Raw genomic sequence first — 17,216 nt, 5'->3', positions numbered from 1 at the left:
GCGCTTGCTCCCGCAGCGCCCCGATGACCTGCAAACCCGGATGTTCTGAAAGCTCTCGTTGAATGGATTGGCGACTGCTGCGCAGCCGAGCGGGAGCAAGCGCCCTTGCCACAGAAGTCCGGGTTACTCTGGCAGTTCCACCAGCCCATCGACATCGGTCATCGCCCGCTCCAGCAGATCAGCCGGCAAGCTCTTGCTCGCCCGCGCGCCCAGCAATTTGAGCTGCTCACTGCGACTGACCAGATTGCCGCGTCCCTCGGTCAGCTTGTTGCGCGCCGAGCTGTAGGCTTTGTCCAACTGCTGCAAGCGATTGCCGACCTCGTCCAGATCCTGAATGAACAGCACGAACTTGTCATACAGCCAGCCCGCGCGCTCGGCGATTTCCCGGGCGTTCTGACTCTGGCGCTCCTGCTTCCACAGGCTGTCGATCACCCGCAACGTGGCCAGCAATGTGGTCGGGCTGACGATAACGATATTGCGGTCGAAAGCCTCCTGAAACAGGGTCGGCTCGGCTTGCAACGCGGCGGAAAATGCCGCTTCGATCGGCACGAAGAGCAGCACGAAATCAAGGCTGTGCAACCCCTCCAGACGCTTGTAATCCTTGCCCGCCAAGCCCTTGACGTGATTGCGCAGGGACAGCACGTGCTGCTTGATCGCGATCTGCCCCAGGGTGTCGTCTTCAGCGGCCACGTATTGTTGATACGCCGTGAGGCTGACCTTGGAGTCGACCACCACCTGCTTGTCGCCCGGCAGATAAATCACCACATCCGGCTGGAAACGCTCGCCATCCGGCCCCTTGAGGTTGACCTGGGTCTGGTACTCGCGGCCCTTCTCCAGCCCGGCGTGTTCGAGCACCCGCTCAAGAATCAGTTCGCCCCAGTTGCCCTGGGTTTTCTGGCCTTTGAGGGCGCGGGTCAGGTTGGTCGCTTCGTCGCTCAGGCGCAGGTTGAGCGCCTGCAAGCGTTCCAGTTCCTTGGCCAGCGAGAAGCGCTCGCGGGCTTCGGCCTGGTAGCTTTCTTCCACGCGCTTTTCGAAGGACTGAATGCGCTCTTTCAACGGATCGAGTAACTGCCCGAGCCGCTGCTGGCTGGTTTCGGCGAAGCGCTGTTCGCGCTCATCGAAGATCTTGCCCGCCAGTTCGGCGAACTGTGCACGCAGCTCATCCCGCGAACCTTGCAGGTCGTTGAGGCGCTGTTGATGGCTTTCCTGCTGCTCACGCAGTTCGGCATTCAGCGAAGCGGCCTGTGCATCGAGGCGACGCAGTTCGGCTTCCTTGTTGGCGCGTTCAAGGTTCCAGGCGTGGGAAGCGTCGCGGGCGTCATCGCGTTCGATTTGCAGCAACTCGACTTCGCGGCGCAGGGCGGCCAGTTCGGCTTGCTTGGCGGCGTTGGCCTGCCCGAGGTCGGCGATTTCGTCGCGGCTGGCATCCAGTTGTGCGTTGAGCCCGTCCTGCGATAGCTGCGCCATGGCCAGCCGCTCTTCGAGCAAGGCGACCTCGGCCTGCCTGTCACTGGCCCGGCGCTGCAGCTGCCAGGCCAGTGCGAGCAGCGGCAACCCCGCCGCTGCGAGACCGAGCAATACGCTGGTCAAGTCCATAGCCATAGCGACTCCTGCCAATCTTATAAAGCCTGAAGGTTAACCAAGGCGTCAGGTCTTGGACAGCTCAGTCTGCGATGAGCCCGAGTTCCTCTTGCGCACGACGGTCGCCGGCGCGGGCGGCCTGACGCAAAAGATCCTGACCGATACGCCGGTCCCGGGCATTGCCGCATTCACGGCACATCAACTGGCCGAGACGGCTTTGCGCTGCAACCACACCTTCACGCGCCGGCTGCTTGAGCAGGCGACCGGCCAGGTGCTTGGCATTGTGGCTGGCGCTCAGGCGCGGGCTGTCGAGCAGCCACTCGGCCACACGCACGGAAAATCGCTTGGGCGGGGTAACAGGAAGTGGTTGTGAGGTAACAGAGTCTGGTACTGAGCGAAACTTCATAAAACACTGTGGGACAGATCGGAAGGCGCGCCACTCTACTCTCTTTTTCCTACAGGTAAAGTCGAAAAATAACCCGGCACGCCCGTGCTAGAGCAAGCGCTCGGGACAATCCACAGAAGCTGTGGATAACTCAGTGGACAACCGCCCTCCAACCCGCGCAAAGCCTTATGGAATGGGGCTCGCAGTCAAACTGACGATTTTTTCACCAACAAAAAAAAGCGATGGTTTTCATTGACTTAAACTTTCGATACAGGCAGTGACCGGGGTCAGGATTGTTATGACAGCGCCGTTACAGGCTGCGCAACTAATGTGCACAAGTACCTGTTACCCGGTTATATCGGTGCGCTTTTTCGGGTCGTTTTGCATCCCGAACGGGAGATAAGCGGCCTGGCGCCGGTAATGGCTGCACGCTTTTGTGGCGACCGACGGTTGATCGGCAGAGACTCCTTCGCCAGCAGACTCGCTCCCCCACCAGACCGCGATCGCACTGGAAGCGAGCCTGCTGGCGAAGAGGCCTGTCCTGTCACCCGTGATCCGCGCGACCGCACGTCATCTTTTTAACGATGGGTTTGCATAACCCGCAACGATTGGTTAGTATCCGCGGCGTTAGTACCAAGCTGAAAGTCAATTCCGGTCGAACACATCCCCACGGTCAACCTTCTCCCAAGAAGCCTCTACCGAAAAAAGCGGGAAACGACCCCTCGATGGTTTCCAGGTAAATCTTGCGACGACACGCCTTTGAATGAATACAAAGGGTGTTGCGAAGAACACTTACTCTGACCGAACCAACCTGCAAATTGATCAGGATCTTCACCCCGGGCCCAGAACCTTTGCCCTCGTTGTGATGCCTGTCCTCCTAAGTACCTACCTGCCAGCCCAAGCGCGCCAACTTATTCAGCGCTTCAAACTGGCTGCTTTGTTCCAGTCGGGTTCTTCGTTCGACCAACGGTGGTCGACGTTACTGGAACGTTTTAACGTTGCACGGTTCTTATCCGTGTCATTTGTAGGAACACCTAATAACTATGTCTACTCAAATCCAGACTCAGGATGCCATTCGCACCCTAACCAACGCCTTCGCACCGATGAACTGCCTGATCATGGCCGCTCGCAAAGGCTGCTTCAGCTTCACCGTAGTCAATGAACACGGGATCGCCCGCCACAGCGAGCGTCTGTACCCCGATCAGTACTCCAGCGCCGAACCGCTGCAGGCCGTGATCGATCGTACACGTCAGGCCCTGGTTGCCTGAAAGCCGAAAAGGCTGCAAAAAGCAAAAGCCCCGCCTGAAACGCGGGGCTTTTTATTGCCTGATATTTCAGTTTTCGCCCGTCGCGCCTAAGCACCTTCGGATATAACGGTTATAACTCGAAGCCGGAAATATTTTAAAAACAGACCTTTACATCGCGAATATGACACTACACTTCAACTCAAGCGGCTTGATCCGCTTGCGGCGAGCCTGAGTCGATCCACCGCTGCCAAGGCCCCCTTCAGGACTCGCCGAACCATTACAAGATCCGAGGGTTTTATGGGTATCGCTGCCAGCGAACTGTGCCGCTATGTGATCCGTCCTACATTGATTTACCTGGGACGCCACTGCGCGACCGCCGAATCCCTGCTGCTGGGCATCGCCGCCAGCCAGTCCGCCCTCGGATCCGCCCTGCATGACCGCCGTGGCCACGGCCTCTACCGTATTGCCGAGCATCGCCATCAGGCCCTTTGGGATGACTATCTGGCCCTCGACCCGGAGCGCGCCAGCCTGGTGCGCGGCCTCGCCAGCCAGCATGCTTTCCTCAGCGGCCCGCACTTGGAATTGACCGTTAATCTGCGTTACGCCACTGCCATTGCCTGGCTGCTGGTCGAAGAACAAAACCCCACCCTCCCCGACCCGAACGACTTGCTGGGAATGGCGCGCATCTGGCGTCAGACCTTTCAACCCCAAGGTCGTCTGCGCGACTTCACTTACGCCTGGCACACCTGTGTTTCAACGGTGAATCAGGTCGCTTGCTGACCGCCCGGTTTCAGAAGATCGGCCAACAGGTCGCGAATCTGGTCTGATTGTCCTACAAAACCGCTCTAACTCAAGGCATACGGACTATAGCGCTGGGACGAAAATGTTGGTAATTTTCGCCCCGGTGATCATCAGGAGTTCTAATAATGAAAAAAGTCATGCTCAAAACCACCCTTAGCCTCGCCGTTACCCTTGCTTCCACTCAAATTTTCGCGGCCGGCTTTGCCCTAAACGAACAAAGCATCAGTGGGATGGGGACTGGTTTTGCCGGGCGATCTTCTGCTGCCGACGACGCAAGCACTGTTTTTGGCAACCCTGCCGGCATGTCGCGCCTCAAGCGTGAACAAGTTACCGGTGGTGTAGCCGTTGTCGATGCTCATACCGATATCAGCAATGCCAGTTCCAGCCCCAATGGCGGCAGCAACAAAGGCGACATGGTGCCCTTCACCGCTGTACCTATGGGCTTCTACGTCAAACCAATTGATGAGCACTGGGCATTCGGCCTGGGCGTGTACGTGCCGTTCGGTCTGATTACCGACTACGAAAAAGGCTTTGCCGGCCGCTACTTCGGCAGCAAGTCCGAAGTACAAGTGATCACATTCCAGCCAACTGTCAGCTACGCCTTCAACGACAAGGTATCGATCGGTTTCGGTCCGACCATCAACCGCATCGACGGCTCGCTGGAGTCCAATCTGTCGATCTCTCCGGCGTTCCCGGACGGCAAGGTCAAGATCAAGGGTGACGACACCGCACTGGGCTACAACGTCGGCGTACTGGTGCAAGCCACCGACACCACGCGCCTGGGTCTGACGTACCACTCGAAAGTCGACTACAAGCTCGAAGGCGACACCAAGGTCAACTATGGTCTGCTCGGCGCAGTCGGCCTGGGCGCCAACCAGAAGTACGACGCTTCGCTGAAGATCACCACGCCTGAATCCATCGACTTCTCGGTCACCCAGGCAATCAACGATCGCTGGAACGTCTATGCCGGTACCACTTGGACCCGCTGGAGCCAGCTGGAAAAAATCACCGTCAAGAACTCCGGTGTACAACCGCTGCTGGCCGGTCAGTTTGGCGAGATCACCGAAGACCAGAACTGGCACGATTCCTGGGCTTACGCCTTGGGTACGTCGTACCAGTTGAACAAGGAATGGGTACTGCGTACCGGCCTGACCTTCGACCAGTCGCCGACCAACAACGTCGACCGTTCGCCACGCATCCCGACGGGTGACCGGACCATCTTCAGCATCGGCGCTGGCTGGAGCCCGACCGAAGACCTGACCATCGACGTCGCTTACTCGTACCTGAAGGAAGAGTCGGTCAAGATCCGCAACGAAAACGCACGTGGCCAGACCTACGACGCCAAGTATGAAAACTCGGCAAACGGTTTCGGTGTCGGCGCGACCTACCGCTTCTGATGCTGCCGGGCGGGGTTAACCCCTCGCCCACTAAAAAGCCCCGCTCTCTTGTACAGAGGCGGGGCTTTTTTAATGACTTGAGACTCATGTTGAAATACACAAGGCTCCCACCAAAACACTCAACGCATCAGGGCTTCAGCGGTTTCGAAGCGATGGCCTTCTCGATCGCCGCAATAAACTCCGGATCATCCGGCTTGGTCAGGCTTGAAAAACTGGCGATCACCTTGCCCTGGCGATCGACCACGTATTTGTAGAAGTTCCACTTCGGCGCGCTACTCTGCGCAGCGAGTACCTGAAACAGATGCGTAGCGTCATCCCCCCGAACTTTTTGAGGTTCGGTCATGGCGAAGGTCACGCCGTAGTTGGCGTAGCAGACCTTGGCGGTCTCTGCGCTGTCCTTGGACTCTTGCTTGAAGTCATTTGAAGGAACCCCGAGCATTTGCAGCCCTTGCGCCTTGTAGCGCTGATTGAGCGCCTCCAGGCCTTCGAACTGCGGGGCAAAACCGCAGAAGCTGGCAGTGTTGATCACCACCAGCGGTTTATCGGCGTACTGCTGGCACAGGTCAATGGACTCCTTGGCCCGCAATTTGGGCAGCGAACCTTGCAGCAGATCGGGACAGTCAGCGGCCTGGGCCAGGCCAGTCAACGCCATCAGCAACGCGGGAACAGCACACCAGCGCATCAGCATGTCGAGCATCCTTAAGCAGTCATCAGGCTTCGAAGTTACTCGCCACGCCCCGTTCTAGCAAATGCTCATGCCCAACTGCATCAAGGCCAGGCCGCCCTGATGCCAGCCCCACCACACCAACGCCAGCAGAGCAGCGCCGAGGGCAGCGAAGACGAAACGCGGCCAGAGTCGGCTCATGCGGCGTGCGCACGGGGTTGCAGACGCGCGACAGGTCGCTCGCGCACCGGCCAGTTCAACGCGGCGGCCAACAGGCTCAGAAGAATTGCCACTTGCCAGATCAAGTCATAACTCCCGGTACGGTCATAGACCACCCCGCCCAGCCAGCCGCCCAGAAACGAGCCGAGCTGGTGGAACAGGAACACGATGCCGCCAAGCATGGACAGATTGCGCACACCGAACAAGGTCGCCACCGTACCGTTGGTCAACGGTACGGTCGACAGCCACAGGAAGCCCATGGCCATACCAAACAGATAGGCCGAGGTGGTCGTCACCGGCAGCCAGAGGAACAGCACGATCACCACCGCACGCAGCAAATACAGAGCGGTGAGCAGACGCGGCTTGGACATGCGCCCGCCCAGCCACCCGGCCGTATACGTGCCGAAGATATTGAACAGACCGATCAGCGCCAGCACAGTGGTGCCAACGGTGGCCGGCAAATGTTGATCGACCAGATACGCCGGCAGGTGCACACCAATGAACACCACTTGAAAACCGCAGACGAAAAACCCGAACGCCAGCAGCCAGAAACCGGAATGCGAACAGGCTTCGCGCAACGCTTCGGACAGGGTCTGTTCATGCCCCGACACTGGCAGCGGCTTGTCCTTGAGCATGCTCACCAGCGGCACGATCAGCGCCACCAGCAGGCCGAGTACCAGCAACGCCGCCGACCAGCCGAGCCAGCCGATCAGGCCGAGCGTGCCCGGTAACATGGCAAACTGGCCAAAGGACCCCGCCGCACTGGCGATGCCCATGCCCATGCTGCGTTTTTCCGGCGGTACGGCACGGCCGACCACACCGAGGATCACCGAGAACGAAGTGCCGGACAGACCGATGCCGATCAACAGACCGGCACTCAAGGACAGGGTCAACGCCGAATCGGACAACCCCATGCATACCAGGCCCAAGGCGTAGAGCACGCCGCCGATCAGTACCACTTTCGCCGCACCGAAACGATCGGCCAACGCGCCGGTAAACGGCTGCGCCAGACCCCAGATCAGATTCTGCAAGGCAATGGCGAAGGCAAACACTTCGCGCCCCCAGCCGAACTGCGCGCTCATCGGTGACAGAAACAACCCGAAGCCGTGTCGCACGCCCAATGACAACGCCAGAATCAGCGCACTCCCCAGCAACACCCAACCGCACGTACGCCACATCGTTGTCATTGTTATTCTCCAGTCGCGGGTATATACCCGCTTGAACCCGAAAAAACCGGCATCAGGCCAGTTCGTCCAGCAATTTCAGCAAGGTTTCACGCTTCTCGGCACCCAGACGGTCGATCAACCGTTGCTGCGCCGCTTCCCAGGCTGGCAGTGCAGCGGCCAGGCGTTGCGCGCCGGTTTCGGTGAGCCGGACGATGCGGTTGCGCATGTCTTCGCCCTCGGCCAGCGCCACCAGACCGTCGCCTTCCAGCACCCGCAGATTGCGGCCCAGGGTGCTGCGATCCAGGCCCATGGCTTCGGCCAGTTCCGAGATGCTCGGCTGATCCAGACGCTGCAGGTTACACAGCAAAGAATACTGGGCAACGTTGATCCCGAAGCCGTCGAGGGCGCCGTCGTAATGCCTGCTGACGCCACGCGCGGCGCGACGCAGGTTGGTGCACAAACACTGAGAAGGAAGCATGATGCGTGTATATACCCGCGACTGTGTTAAATCAAGTTACACATGAGTTTATCAATAAGATTTGTTGCGTCTGCCCCACCGCCATCGCTGGTCCCACAGTTTTTGCAAGTCGTCACAAAATCTGTAAACGCCCTCAATACCTGAGGGCGCTGGCTTACCAGCGAAGAGGCCTGAACATTCACCATAAACCGGTCAGACCAACGCCAACCCCACCAGCACCGCCATCTCCAGCAATTCCAGCAACGCCCCCGCCGTATCGCCCGTAGTCCCGCCCAACCGCCGCATCATCACCTGCCGCAGCCAGACAAACATCCCGAACGCAACAACCAGCGCAACAACCGCTTCAACCCCGGCGATCAGCAAAGAGCCCAGCATACTTGCGCCAAGCACCCACCATCCTGCCCTGCGCGGCAGATGATCGGCCAACGCCTGCCCCAATCCTCCCGCCCGCACATACGGCGTGGTCAGAAACAACCCCAACAGCGCCGCACGCCCCAGCATCGGCACGATGAGCAACACCACGCCCTGCTGTTGCTCGATCAGCGCCAGCAATGCGGCAAACTTGAGCAGCAACACCAACACCAGCGTGACCACCGCAATCGGCCCGCTGCGCGGATCCTTCATGATTGTCAGGGTGCGCTCCCGATCACCGAAGCCACCAAGCCAGGCGTCAGCGCTGTCGGCCAGTCCGTCGAGGTGCAGCGCGCCGCTGAGCAGCACCCACACGGTCAGCAACAGCGCCGCATGCAACAACAATGGTGCGCCGGCCAACGCCAGGTTCAACCCCCAGAGCATCACCCCGAACAGCAACCCCACCAGCGGATAACACAGCAACGAACGGCCGAGCTGCTCCGGCTGCGGCATCCCCGGCAGACGAATCGGCAGACTGCTGAGAAATTGCAGGGCGATCCACAGTGGCAACATGTCAGTGACCTTCCTTGAGCGAACCATTGGCTTCGACCGTCAGGGAAAACACTGATGCATGCGCGACCTCGACACTCAGCAACTGCTCACGGGGCAGCCCCCGCGCCTGCGCCAGCAACAGGCGCATCACGCCGCCGTGACTGATCAGCAAGACGCGCTCGCCAGCATAGGCCTGATGCAGGCGCGTAATCGCGCCGAGCACGCGAGCCGCAAAATCGCTGACCGCCTCACCCTGTGGCGGGGTAAACGCATACGGGTCCGCCCAGAACAGCCCCAGCGCCTCGGCATCGGACTCCATGAGCGCTGCGGCACTTTGCCCTTCCCAGGCGCCGAAATGCAGTTCCTGCAGATCCTTGTCCAGTTGCACCGGCAGATTCAGTTGCTCACCCAATTCTGCAGCGAACCGTGCACAACGCTGCAGCGGCGAGCTGACCAGCCGATCCCACGGCCCGCCTGCGACCACTGCCGCGCGCATCTGCGCCCAGCCTTGTTCGGTCAGCGCATCATCGAGACTGCCGCGCAAACCACCGCCCAGTTCAGTCTCACCGTGACGCAGCAGATCCAGACGCAAGGTCATGCCGGACGATCCGCCACCGCCGCCTCGGCGAAGGTCGCCATCTGTCCGTGCAGGTCGCACGCCAGACGCAACAACGGCACCGCCAGCGCTGCCCCGCTACCCTCGCCCAGACGCAAGCCGAGTTCCAGTAGCGGTTCGGCGCCGAGGGTTTCCAGCACATGGCGATGGCCCGGTTCGGCACCACGATGACCGAACAGCAACCATTCGCGGCAGGCGGGATTCAAACGCACGGCAACCAGCGCGGCGACGGTGCAGATAAAGCCGTCGACCAACACTGCAACGCCTTCCTGGGCTGCCGCCAGGTACGCACCGACCAGCGCCGCAATCTCGAAACCGCCGAGGTTGAACAGGGTTTGCAGCGCATCGCCACGCTGCGCAGCGTGCAGGGCCAACGCGCGCTCGATGACTTGGGCCTTATGGCTGACACCTTCGGCATTCAAACCGGTACCGGGACCGGTCAAGTGGGCCACCGGGCAATCGAGCAAGGCGCAGGCCAGCGCACTGGCAGCGGTGGTGTTGCCGATGCCCATTTCGCCACCGATGAACAGCTGCGCACCCACCGCTTTCGCCCGCAACACGCTGTCGCGACCGGCCTGCAAGGCGAGTTCGCCCTGCGCTGGAGTCATCGCCGCGCCCTTGACGAAGTTCGCCGTGCCCGGACCGACATTCAGGTGCAATACGCCCGGCAGGTTCAACGACGGCGTCACGGTGCCCAGGTCTACCACTTCCAATTGCGCACCGAGTTGGCGCGCCAGCACACTGATCGCTGCGCCACCACTGACGAAATTGAGCAGCATCTGCCCGGTGACTTCCTGCGGGAACGCAGACACTCCTTCGGCGACCACGCCGTGATCGCCGGCAAAAATCGCGATCCAGATCTGCTTAAGCGTCGGCTTGACCTGCCCTTGCAGGCCCGCCAGTTGTACCGCCACGGTTTCCAGGCGACCGAGGGAGCCGGCCGGCTTGGTCAATTGCTGTTGCCGCGCCGCCGCTTGGGCGACAACCTCGGCATTCACCGGTTTGCACGGATTGAGCCACCAGGTTTGAGTCATAACGCAGGTCCTTTCAGAGTCAGGGGCAGGCCGGCGACGGTCAGGACGACACGCTGACAGCGCTCAGCCAGAGCTTGATGCAGCCAACCGGCTTCATCGACGTAGCGGCGAGTCAATTCGCCCAGCGGCACGACACCCATTCCGGTCTCGTTGCTGACAAAAATGATTTCCCCCGGCAATGACGCCAGGCCGTCCAGCAGGGCGTCACGCTCAGCGGCCAGACGCTCTGCGTCATCGAGCATCAGCAGATTGGTCAGCCACAGAGTCAGGCAATCGACCAACAGGCAGCGCTCGGCACTGGCAGACTCGCGCAGCACGCGGGCCAGTTCGAGCGGCTCCTCGATCAGGGCCCATTCGACAGGACGGCGGGCGCGGTGATGGGCGACGCGGTCGCTCATTTCGCCGTCCAGCGGTTGGCTGGTGGCGATATAAGTGACCTGCAACTGGCTGTCGCTGGCGAGTTTTTCCGCCAGGCGACTTTTGCCGGAGCGGGCGCCGCCGAGGATCAGTTGGAGCATTTTTTTATCCAGAAAAGGTTTAGTGAGATCACCGGCCTCATCGCGGGCAAGCCCGCTTCCGCAGGTTTCAGTGGTGTTCACAAAATATGTATCCGACATCAAACCCTGTGGGAGCTGGCTTGCCAGCGATGGGGCCTGGACAGGCCACTCAAATCCCACAGAGCTGACGCAATAGCCCGGTATCCAGATGCTTTTCCACCAGATCCGCCAGCCGTTCGATATCGCGCTCGCGCAATCCGTGGTAATCCACCTCTTGCACATCGCTCAAACCGGCCCAACGCAACAGCGCCGCACAGGCTTGCGGCGATTCGAACAGACCGTGCAAATAGGTGCCGAACACCTGCCCGTCCAGACTCTGCGCACCGTCGCAACGACCGTCATCCAGATGCACCGCCGCGTTTTCCAGCGCCGGCCCCACCGTCACGCCTGCATGGATTTCATAGCCGCTGACCTCGGCGTCTTCCAGCGCCAGCCGCCCGCGCACGTTGCGTAATTGTTTTTCGGCTTCCAGCGTCGTGTCGAACGCCAGCAAGCCCAATCCGGCGCTGGAACCTGCGGCCCCTTCCAGCCCCAGCGGATCGTGCACCTGCTCGCCCAGCATTTGCAGACCGCCGCAAATTCCCAGCACTTTGCCGCCGTAGCGCAAATGCCGGTTGATGGCTGCTTCCCAGCCATTGGCGCGTAGATACGCGAGATCGCTGCGCACACTTTTCGACCCCGGCAGAATGATCAGATCGGCGGCAGGAATCGCCTGCCCCGGGCCGATGAATTGCAGGTCCACTTGCGGGTGCAAACGCAGCGGATCGAAATCGGTGTGGTTGCTGATGCGCGGCAACACCGGTACCACCACTTTCAGCACTTGCTCGGCCTTGTCGGTCTGGCGCTGATCGATGCCGTCCTCGGCCTCCAGATGCAGATCCATCACATAGGGCAAGACGCCAACCACCGGTTTTCCGGTGCGTTGTTCCAGCCAGTCGAGGCCTGGTTGCAGCAAGGCGATATCGCCGCGAAAGCGGTTGATGATGAAGCCTTTGACTCGCGCCTGCTCGCTCGGCGAGAGCAACTCCAGCGTGCCGACCAGATGCGCAAACACCCCGCCGCGATTAATGTCGGCAATCAGCAACACCGGGCAATCCACCGCCTCGGCAAAACCCATGTTGGCAATGTCACCGGCACGCAGATTGATCTCCGCCGGCGAGCCTGCACCTTCGACCATCACCAGCGGATACGCTGCAGTGAGGCGTTGGTGCGAAGCGAGCACCGCCTGCATGGCGATGGCTTTGTAGTCGTGATACGCCACGGCGTTCATGCTGGTGACGGCGCGGCCGTGGATGATCACTTGCGCGCCGGTATCGCTGTTGGGTTTGAGCAGCACCGGGTTCATGTCGGTGTGCGGCTCAAGAAACGCCGCCTGCGCCTGCACCGCTTGCGCACGGCCGATCTCGCCGCCGTCGGCGGTCACCGCGCTGTTGAGCGCCATGTTCTGCGGTTTGAACGGCACGACCGCCACGCCCTGACGGGTCGCCCAGCGGCACAGTGCTGTCACCAGCGTGCTTTTGCCGGCGTCGGAAGTGGTGCCCTGCACCATCAGGGTGGTCATTTCGATTCCTTGGTAAAGGCTTGCAGCGCTTTTTCGAGCCGCGCCTCTTCAGCCGCGTCGGCGGGCAGGCCGAAACGCAGACTGCTGTTGTGGGTGAAGAGACGCAGGAGAATGCCGCGGCGGGCCATGAATTCATGCAACGTCGCCGCATGCTCGGTGCTCAGCCACTGGAACAGTGCACAACCACCCTGCGGCTTGAAACCATAACGCTCAAGCAACGAGGCCAGACGCTCGCTGGCTTCGTCGCTGCGAATGCGTTGACGTGTATGACCTTCAGTGTCTTGCAGACAGGTCTGCCCGAGCACCCGCGTCGGTCCGCTGACAGCCCACGGCCCGACCTGTTCGGCGAGCAATCGGAGCAGCCGGCGTTCGGCCAGGACAAAGCCGAGGCGAACGCCGGCCAGACCAAAAAATTTGCCGAACGAACGCAAGACAATCAGACCGACCAGATGAGTGTGCGCAGCCAGACTCAGCTGCGGCGTGTTGTCCATGAACGCCTCATCGACCACCAGCCAGCCGCCACGCTGGGCGAGCCGCGCGTGCCAGTCGAGCAGACGCGCCGGGGTCAGGCTCAGGCCGGTCGGGTTGTTCGGATTGACCACCACCAGCACATCGAGGCTGTCGAGAAAAAACTCGACTTCCTGTTCCAGCACTTCGCGCACGATATAGCCGCTGCGCCGCCACGCTTCGGCGTGTTCGGCATAACACGGCGACAACACACCGACCTTGCCGGCACGGCGCAAACGCGGCAACAACTGGATGGCCATCTGCGAACCGGCCACTGGCAATACCTGCGGTGCGCCATAGTAGTCACACGCGGCCTGCTCCAGACCGTCATCGGTTTCCGGCAGGCGCGCCCAGGCGCGCAGCGGAATCACCGGGACCGGAAACGGCCACGGCGCGAGACCGCTGGACAGATCGAGCCAGTCGGCCTCGGCGATACCGTAATCGAGTGCAGCCTTGCGCAGCCGGCCACCGTGCTCAAGCATAGAATTCAGCCCCCACGCAGAGAATCAGCAGCCATAACCATACCCCGCGCTGGACCAATTGCCAGCCGCGATCAATGGAATCGGCATCGGCCGGCACACCTTCACCAAGTTGTGGACGCTCGTGCAGTTCGCCGTGGTAGATCGCCGGGCCGCCCAGCTCCACACCCAGCGCGCCAGCGCCGGCCGCCATGACCGGGCCAGCGTTGGGGCTGTCCCACTTGGGCGCCTGGCTGCGCCAGCACTTCCAGGCCAGTCGGGTATTGCCGAGCAACGCGTAGGTCAACGCCACCAGACGCGCAGGAATGTAGTTGAGGACGTCGTCGATTTTCGCCGCTGCCCAACCGAAGCGCTCGAAGCGTTCGTTGCGATAGCCCCACATCGCGTCGAGCGTATTGCTCAAACGATAGAGCACCACGCCCGGCGCACCGGCGACGATAAACCAGAACAGCGCGGCGAACACCGCGTCGCTGCCGTTTTCCAGCACCGATTCGGTGGCGGCGCGAGCGACGGCGGTGCTGTCCAGTTCACAGGTCTGGCGGCTGACCAGATAGCCGACGCGCTTGCGCGCCTCTTCCAGATCATCGCTGCGCAGGGCTTTGGCTACGGGCTCGACGTGTTCGCCAAGACTGCGCATGCCGAGGGCGCAATACAGCGCGAGAATCTCGACGATCCAGCCCACGTACGGCGCCCAGGAAAACGCGGTGGCGAGCAGCGTCAGCGGCAGCACGGCGATCACCCACGCGGTGACCCCATGGCTGCGCCAGCCGCGCCCGCCCGCATTGAAACGTTGCTCGATGCGCCCGGCGAAATTGCCGAACGCCACCAGCGGATGCCAGCGTTTCGGTTCACCCAGCAGCGCATCCAGCGCCACGGCGGCGACACTCAACAACGCCACACTCATTGACTCACTCCCCAAAAATTTTCAAACAGCAACTCATTCAGCGGACGCGCCTGCGCCCACCCTTCGAGGACCAGCATCGGTGCCGGATAAAATGCCTTGACCGGCCCCAGACACAACACAGCCAGCGGCTTGGCCCCGGCCGGCAGTTGCAGCAGATCGGCCAGCGCCTGCGGTTCGAACAGCGACACCCAGCCCATGCCCAGGCCTTCGGCGCGAGCGGCCAGCCACAGGTTCTGGATCGCACAGGACAACGAGGCCATGTCCATTTCCGGCAACGTGCGGCGACCGAAAATATGTTTTTCGCGATCATCCATCAGCGCCGCGACCAACACCTCGGCGCAGTCGTTGATGCCTTCGACCTTGAGCTTCATGAACTCATCGCTGCGCTCGCCAAGGGCTTCGGCAGTGCGGATGCGTTCTTCTTCCACGAGGTTCTGGATCTGCCCGCGCAAGGTGCGATCACTGATGCGGATGAAGCGCCACGGCTGCATCAGACCGACGCTCGGCGCCTGATGGGCAGCCTCCAATAGACGGCGCAACAGCTCCGGTTCGACCGTGCCGCCAGCAAAGTGGCGCATGTCGCGGCGTTCGGCGATGGCTCGATAGACGGCTTGGCGCTCGGCCTCGGTAAATGCGTTGTCTGTCATGGCCTCTTCGCGAGCAAGCTCGCTCCCACATTGGACGGGGTGTTTGCTCAAGAAACGCGATCCCCTGTGGGAGCGAGCTTGCTCGCGAAGGCGGCGTCACGATCTGGCGCAAACAATGCGGCAATCGCAGCAGGATTCGACGGAAAATAAAAGTGCACATACGAAGCCGTCATCCGCCCCTCGCGATAAACCGCCTCGGCCCCGCGTCCGCCATTCGGGCTCAAGCCACGGGCAATCGGTGTCAGCTCAGTGGTGGTCAGCGAATGATGATAGGTGTGGCCGCGCAACGAACCTTCCGGCAGGTCCACCGCTTGCAGCGCCAGTGCCGCCAGACGTTTTTGCATCACCGCATCACCGCGCAGCAGCCCGAGCAGTTCGGCACGGCGGCCTTCGACATCGGTCAACGAATCAAGCAGATAGAGCATGCCGCCACATTCGGCGAGCAACGGCTTGCCGGCCGCATGGTGCGCGCGGATCGCGTCGAGCATTGCGGTGTTTTGCGACAACGCCGCGTGGTGCAGTTCCGGGTACCCGCCGGGCAGATACAGGCTGTCGGCCTCGGGCAATTGCGTGTCGCGGATCGGCGAGAAGAAACTCAACTCGGCGCCCATCGCCCGCAACAGGTCGAGGCTGGCGCCGTAGATAAAGGCAAAGGCTTCATCGCGGGCGACGGCAATGCGCACGCCTTCGAGCAATGGTTCGGCGGTGATGACTTCAGGCGCGGCAAATTCCACGGCCGGTGGCAGCGCTACCTCGCAACTGCTGGCCAATGCTTCGGCGGCCGCGTCGAGACGCAGATCCAGGTCATTGAGTTCACTGGCCTGCACCAGACCGAGGTGCCGGCTCGGCAACTCGATTCCGGTTTCGCGGGACAATGCACCGTACCAGCGCAGGCCTTCAGTGAGGCTGCCTTCGAGCAATTGCGCGTGACGCAAGGTGCCGACGCGGTTAGCCAGCACGCCGGCGAACGGTAGATCCGGTTGATACTTCGCCAGGCCCAGCGCCAACGCACCGAAAGTCTGCGCCATCGCGGTGCCGTCGATCACGCCAAGTACCGGCACGCCAAAATGCCGCGCCAGATCGGCGCTTGATGGCGTGCCGTCGAACAGGCCCATCACACCTTCGATCAGGATCAGATCGGCCTCGGCGGCCGCTTCCCACAGCAAACGCCGACTGTCCTGCTCGCCGACCATCCACATGTCCAGTTGATACACCGGCGCACCGCTGGCGCGCTCGAGAATCATCGGGTCGAGAAAGTCCGGGCCGCACTTGAAGACGCGTACCTTGCGCCCCTGATTGCGATGCAAACGCGCCAGCGCAGCGGTGACGGTAGTCTTGCCCTGACCGGAGGCCGGCGCGGCGATCAACACCGCCGGGCAGTGACGTGGCTGATTCAAAGTTCGACGCCTTTCTGCGCTTTGATGCCGGCCTGGAAGGCATGTTTGAGCATGCCCATTTCGGTGACGGTGTCACCCATCTCGATCATTTCCGGCTTGGCTGCGCGACCGGTGACGACCACGTGCTGCATCGGCGGACGCGCCTGCAAGTCGCTCAGTACCCGATCGAGGTCGAGGTAGCCGTGCTTGAGGGCGATGTTCAATTCATCCAGCACCACCAGGCCGATCGACGGATCGCGCAACAGTTCGCGGGACACTTCCCACGCCGCTTCGGCGGCGGCGATATCGCGCTGACGATCCTGGGTTTCCCAGGTGAAGCCCTCGCCCATCACATGAAAGCGCACTTGCTCCGGGAAGCGGCGGAAAAACAGCTCTTCGCCGGTGCTGTTACGGCCCTTGATGAACTGCACCACGCCGCACTGCATGCCGTGGCCCATCGCGCGGGCAAGCATGCCGAACGCCGAACTGCTTTTGCCTTTGCCGTTGCCGGTCAGCACCAGCACCAGACCGCACTCATCGGGCGAGTTGGCGATGCGCTCGTCGATCACGGCTTTTTTGCGCTGCATACGCGCCAGATGGCGTTCATCACGCTCGGGGGAATCAGTCATGGGGGAGCTCTCCGTTGAGGCTGAATAACGGCGGGCAGGCACAAGAATAGACGGCAAAAAGCCTG

Annotated in this window: 19 protein-coding genes; 3 read left to right on the top strand and 16 right to left on the bottom strand. The window is 61.4% G+C overall.

All coding sequences use genetic code 11. The annotated features are described in order from the left end of the window. Window positions 1-123: 123 nt before the first annotated feature. Both rmuC and PseuLF5_RS10305 read right to left on the bottom strand, forming a co-directional pair. On the bottom strand, window positions 124-1,488 hold the full coding sequence (gene rmuC / locus PseuLF5_RS10310; RefSeq protein WP_177490419.1) for a DNA recombination protein RmuC: 1,365 nt from the start codon (window positions 1,486-1,488) through the stop codon (window positions 124-126). A gap of 175 nt (window positions 1,489-1,663) precedes the next feature. Beyond that, on the bottom strand, window positions 1,664-1,987 hold the full coding sequence (locus PseuLF5_RS10305) for a sel1 repeat family protein (protein WP_123465932.1): 324 nt from the start codon (window positions 1,985-1,987) through the stop codon (window positions 1,664-1,666). Between the two features lie 1,022 nt (window positions 1,988-3,009). Here PseuLF5_RS10305 and PseuLF5_RS10300 point away from each other — a divergent pair. From PseuLF5_RS10300 to PseuLF5_RS10290, 3 genes are all read left to right on the top strand, one after another. Continuing rightward, the gene (locus PseuLF5_RS10300) at window positions 3,010-3,234 is read left to right on the top strand and encodes a hypothetical protein (protein ID WP_108589715.1); all 225 of its coding nucleotides are present in this window, start codon (window positions 3,010-3,012) and stop codon (window positions 3,232-3,234) included. Window positions 3,235-3,510: 276 nt separating this feature from the next. After that, window positions 3,511-3,993 (top strand): hypothetical protein, encoded by a 483-nt coding sequence (locus tag PseuLF5_RS10295; protein WP_123465930.1) that lies wholly within the window; start codon window positions 3,511-3,513, stop codon window positions 3,991-3,993. A 146-nt stretch (window positions 3,994-4,139) separates the two neighbouring features. Beyond that, complete coding sequence (locus PseuLF5_RS10290) at window positions 4,140-5,411, top strand: OmpP1/FadL family transporter (RefSeq protein ID WP_123465928.1); 1,272 nt, start codon at window positions 4,140-4,142, stop codon at window positions 5,409-5,411. A gap of 127 nt (window positions 5,412-5,538) precedes the next feature. Here PseuLF5_RS10290 and PseuLF5_RS10285 read toward each other — a convergent pair whose 3' ends face one another. From PseuLF5_RS10285 to cobO, 14 genes are all read right to left on the bottom strand, one after another. After that, complete coding sequence (locus PseuLF5_RS10285; RefSeq protein ID WP_186748353.1) at window positions 5,539-6,099, bottom strand: glutathione peroxidase; 561 nt, start codon at window positions 6,097-6,099, stop codon at window positions 5,539-5,541. A gap of 54 nt (window positions 6,100-6,153) precedes the next feature. After that, entirely contained in the window at window positions 6,154-6,276 is a 123-nt protein-coding gene (locus tag PseuLF5_RS10280) for a hypothetical protein (RefSeq protein WP_256591474.1), read from the bottom strand. Then, on the bottom strand, window positions 6,273-7,481 hold the full coding sequence (locus PseuLF5_RS10275) for an MFS transporter (RefSeq protein WP_123465924.1): 1,209 nt from the start codon (window positions 7,479-7,481) through the stop codon (window positions 6,273-6,275). Before PseuLF5_RS10275 ends, PseuLF5_RS10280 begins: the two co-directional genes overlap by 4 nt. Window positions 7,482-7,533: 52 nt before the next feature. After that, window positions 7,534-7,938, bottom strand: a complete 405-nt coding sequence (locus PseuLF5_RS10270; protein WP_123465922.1) for a MarR family winged helix-turn-helix transcriptional regulator — start codon at window positions 7,936-7,938, stop codon at window positions 7,534-7,536. A 192-nt stretch (window positions 7,939-8,130) separates the two neighbouring features. Then, complete coding sequence (locus PseuLF5_RS10265) at window positions 8,131-8,862, bottom strand: adenosylcobinamide-GDP ribazoletransferase (RefSeq protein ID WP_123465920.1); 732 nt, start codon at window positions 8,860-8,862, stop codon at window positions 8,131-8,133. Between the two features lies 1 nt (window position 8,863). Continuing rightward, a complete protein-coding gene (cobC, locus tag PseuLF5_RS10260; protein WP_222833378.1) occupies window positions 8,864-9,439 on the bottom strand; it encodes an alpha-ribazole phosphatase family protein in 576 nt (191 codons plus the stop codon). After that, on the bottom strand, window positions 9,436-10,491 hold the full coding sequence (gene cobT, locus PseuLF5_RS10255; RefSeq protein ID WP_340133429.1) for a nicotinate-nucleotide--dimethylbenzimidazole phosphoribosyltransferase: 1,056 nt from the start codon (window positions 10,489-10,491) through the stop codon (window positions 9,436-9,438). Before cobT ends, cobC begins: the two co-directional genes overlap by 4 nt. Then, window positions 10,488-11,009 carry a bifunctional adenosylcobinamide kinase/adenosylcobinamide-phosphate guanylyltransferase gene (gene cobU / locus PseuLF5_RS10250; protein ID WP_340133428.1) on the bottom strand — a complete coding sequence of 174 codons (522 nt, stop codon included), beginning with the start codon at window positions 11,007-11,009 and terminating at the stop codon, window positions 10,488-10,490. Before cobU ends, cobT begins: the two co-directional genes overlap by 4 nt. Before the next feature lie 148 nt (window positions 11,010-11,157). Next, complete coding sequence (locus PseuLF5_RS10245) at window positions 11,158-12,609, bottom strand: cobyric acid synthase (protein ID WP_123465912.1); 1,452 nt, start codon at window positions 12,607-12,609, stop codon at window positions 11,158-11,160. Further along, entirely contained in the window at window positions 12,606-13,598 is a 993-nt protein-coding gene (gene cobD, locus PseuLF5_RS10240; RefSeq protein ID WP_340133427.1) for a threonine-phosphate decarboxylase CobD, read from the bottom strand. The genes PseuLF5_RS10245 and cobD overlap by 4 nt, the downstream gene beginning before the upstream one ends. Further along, window positions 13,591-14,499, bottom strand: a complete 909-nt coding sequence (gene cbiB, locus PseuLF5_RS10235) for an adenosylcobinamide-phosphate synthase CbiB (RefSeq protein ID WP_186748361.1) — start codon at window positions 14,497-14,499, stop codon at window positions 13,591-13,593. The genes cobD and cbiB overlap by 8 nt, the downstream gene beginning before the upstream one ends. Continuing rightward, window positions 14,496-15,146: a 5,6-dimethylbenzimidazole synthase gene (bluB, locus tag PseuLF5_RS10230; RefSeq protein WP_186748367.1), complete on the bottom strand. Its 651-nt coding sequence runs from the start codon at window positions 15,144-15,146 to the stop codon at window positions 14,496-14,498. Before bluB ends, cbiB begins: the two co-directional genes overlap by 4 nt. Before the next feature lie 47 nt (window positions 15,147-15,193). After that, window positions 15,194-16,543 carry a cobyrinate a,c-diamide synthase gene (locus PseuLF5_RS10225; RefSeq protein WP_222833382.1) on the bottom strand — a complete coding sequence of 450 codons (1,350 nt, stop codon included), beginning with the start codon at window positions 16,541-16,543 and terminating at the stop codon, window positions 15,194-15,196. Continuing rightward, window positions 16,540-17,151 carry a cob(I)yrinic acid a,c-diamide adenosyltransferase gene (gene cobO, locus PseuLF5_RS10220; RefSeq protein WP_123465901.1) on the bottom strand — a complete coding sequence of 204 codons (612 nt, stop codon included), beginning with the start codon at window positions 17,149-17,151 and terminating at the stop codon, window positions 16,540-16,542. Before cobO ends, PseuLF5_RS10225 begins: the two co-directional genes overlap by 4 nt. Window positions 17,152-17,216: the final 65 nt, after the last annotated feature.

This window comes from Pseudomonas sp. LF-5, from assembly GCF_037626295.1.
Lineage (GTDB): Bacteria > Pseudomonadota > Gammaproteobacteria > Pseudomonadales > Pseudomonadaceae > Aquipseudomonas > Aquipseudomonas monsensis.
This window is presented reverse-complemented; position numbering and strand designations above follow the sequence as displayed.

Excerpts from the sequence above, each read along its gene's own strand:
- PseuLF5_RS10305 (WP_123465932.1), bottom strand. The coding sequence starts at position 1,987 with ATGAAGTTTCGCTCAGTACCAGACTCTGTTACCTCACAACCACTTCCT.
- PseuLF5_RS10300 (WP_108589715.1), top strand. The coding sequence starts at position 3,010 with ATGTCTACTCAAATCCAGACTCAGGATGCCATTCGCACCCTAACCAAC.
- PseuLF5_RS10295 (WP_123465930.1), top strand. The coding sequence starts at position 3,511 with ATGGGTATCGCTGCCAGCGAACTGTGCCGCTATGTGATCCGTCCTACA.
- PseuLF5_RS10290 (WP_123465928.1), top strand. The coding sequence starts at position 4,140 with ATGAAAAAAGTCATGCTCAAAACCACCCTTAGCCTCGCCGTTACCCTT.
- PseuLF5_RS10285 (WP_186748353.1), bottom strand. The coding sequence starts at position 6,099 with ATGCTGATGCGCTGGTGTGCTGTTCCCGCGTTGCTGATGGCGTTGACT.
- PseuLF5_RS10280 (WP_256591474.1), bottom strand. The coding sequence starts at position 6,276 with ATGAGCCGACTCTGGCCGCGTTTCGTCTTCGCTGCCCTCGGCGCTGCT.
- PseuLF5_RS10275 (WP_123465924.1), bottom strand. The coding sequence starts at position 7,481 with ATGACAACGATGTGGCGTACGTGCGGTTGGGTGTTGCTGGGGAGTGCG.
- PseuLF5_RS10270 (WP_123465922.1), bottom strand. The coding sequence starts at position 7,938 with ATGCTTCCTTCTCAGTGTTTGTGCACCAACCTGCGTCGCGCCGCGCGT.
- PseuLF5_RS10265 (WP_123465920.1), bottom strand. The coding sequence starts at position 8,862 with ATGTTGCCACTGTGGATCGCCCTGCAATTTCTCAGCAGTCTGCCGATT.
- cobC (WP_222833378.1), bottom strand. The coding sequence starts at position 9,439 with ATGACCTTGCGTCTGGATCTGCTGCGTCACGGTGAGACTGAACTGGGC.
- cobT (WP_340133429.1), bottom strand. The coding sequence starts at position 10,491 with ATGACTCAAACCTGGTGGCTCAATCCGTGCAAACCGGTGAATGCCGAG.
- cobU (WP_340133428.1), bottom strand. The coding sequence starts at position 11,009 with ATGCTCCAACTGATCCTCGGCGGCGCCCGCTCCGGCAAAAGTCGCCTG.
- PseuLF5_RS10245 (WP_123465912.1), bottom strand. The coding sequence starts at position 12,609 with ATGACCACCCTGATGGTGCAGGGCACCACTTCCGACGCCGGCAAAAGC.
- cobD (WP_340133427.1), bottom strand. The coding sequence starts at position 13,598 with ATGCTTGAGCACGGTGGCCGGCTGCGCAAGGCTGCACTCGATTACGGT.
- cbiB (WP_186748361.1), bottom strand. The coding sequence starts at position 14,499 with ATGAGTGTGGCGTTGTTGAGTGTCGCCGCCGTGGCGCTGGATGCGCTG.
- bluB (WP_186748367.1), bottom strand. The coding sequence starts at position 15,146 with ATGACAGACAACGCATTTACCGAGGCCGAGCGCCAAGCCGTCTATCGA.
- cobO (WP_123465901.1), bottom strand. The coding sequence starts at position 17,151 with ATGACTGATTCCCCCGAGCGTGATGAACGCCATCTGGCGCGTATGCAG.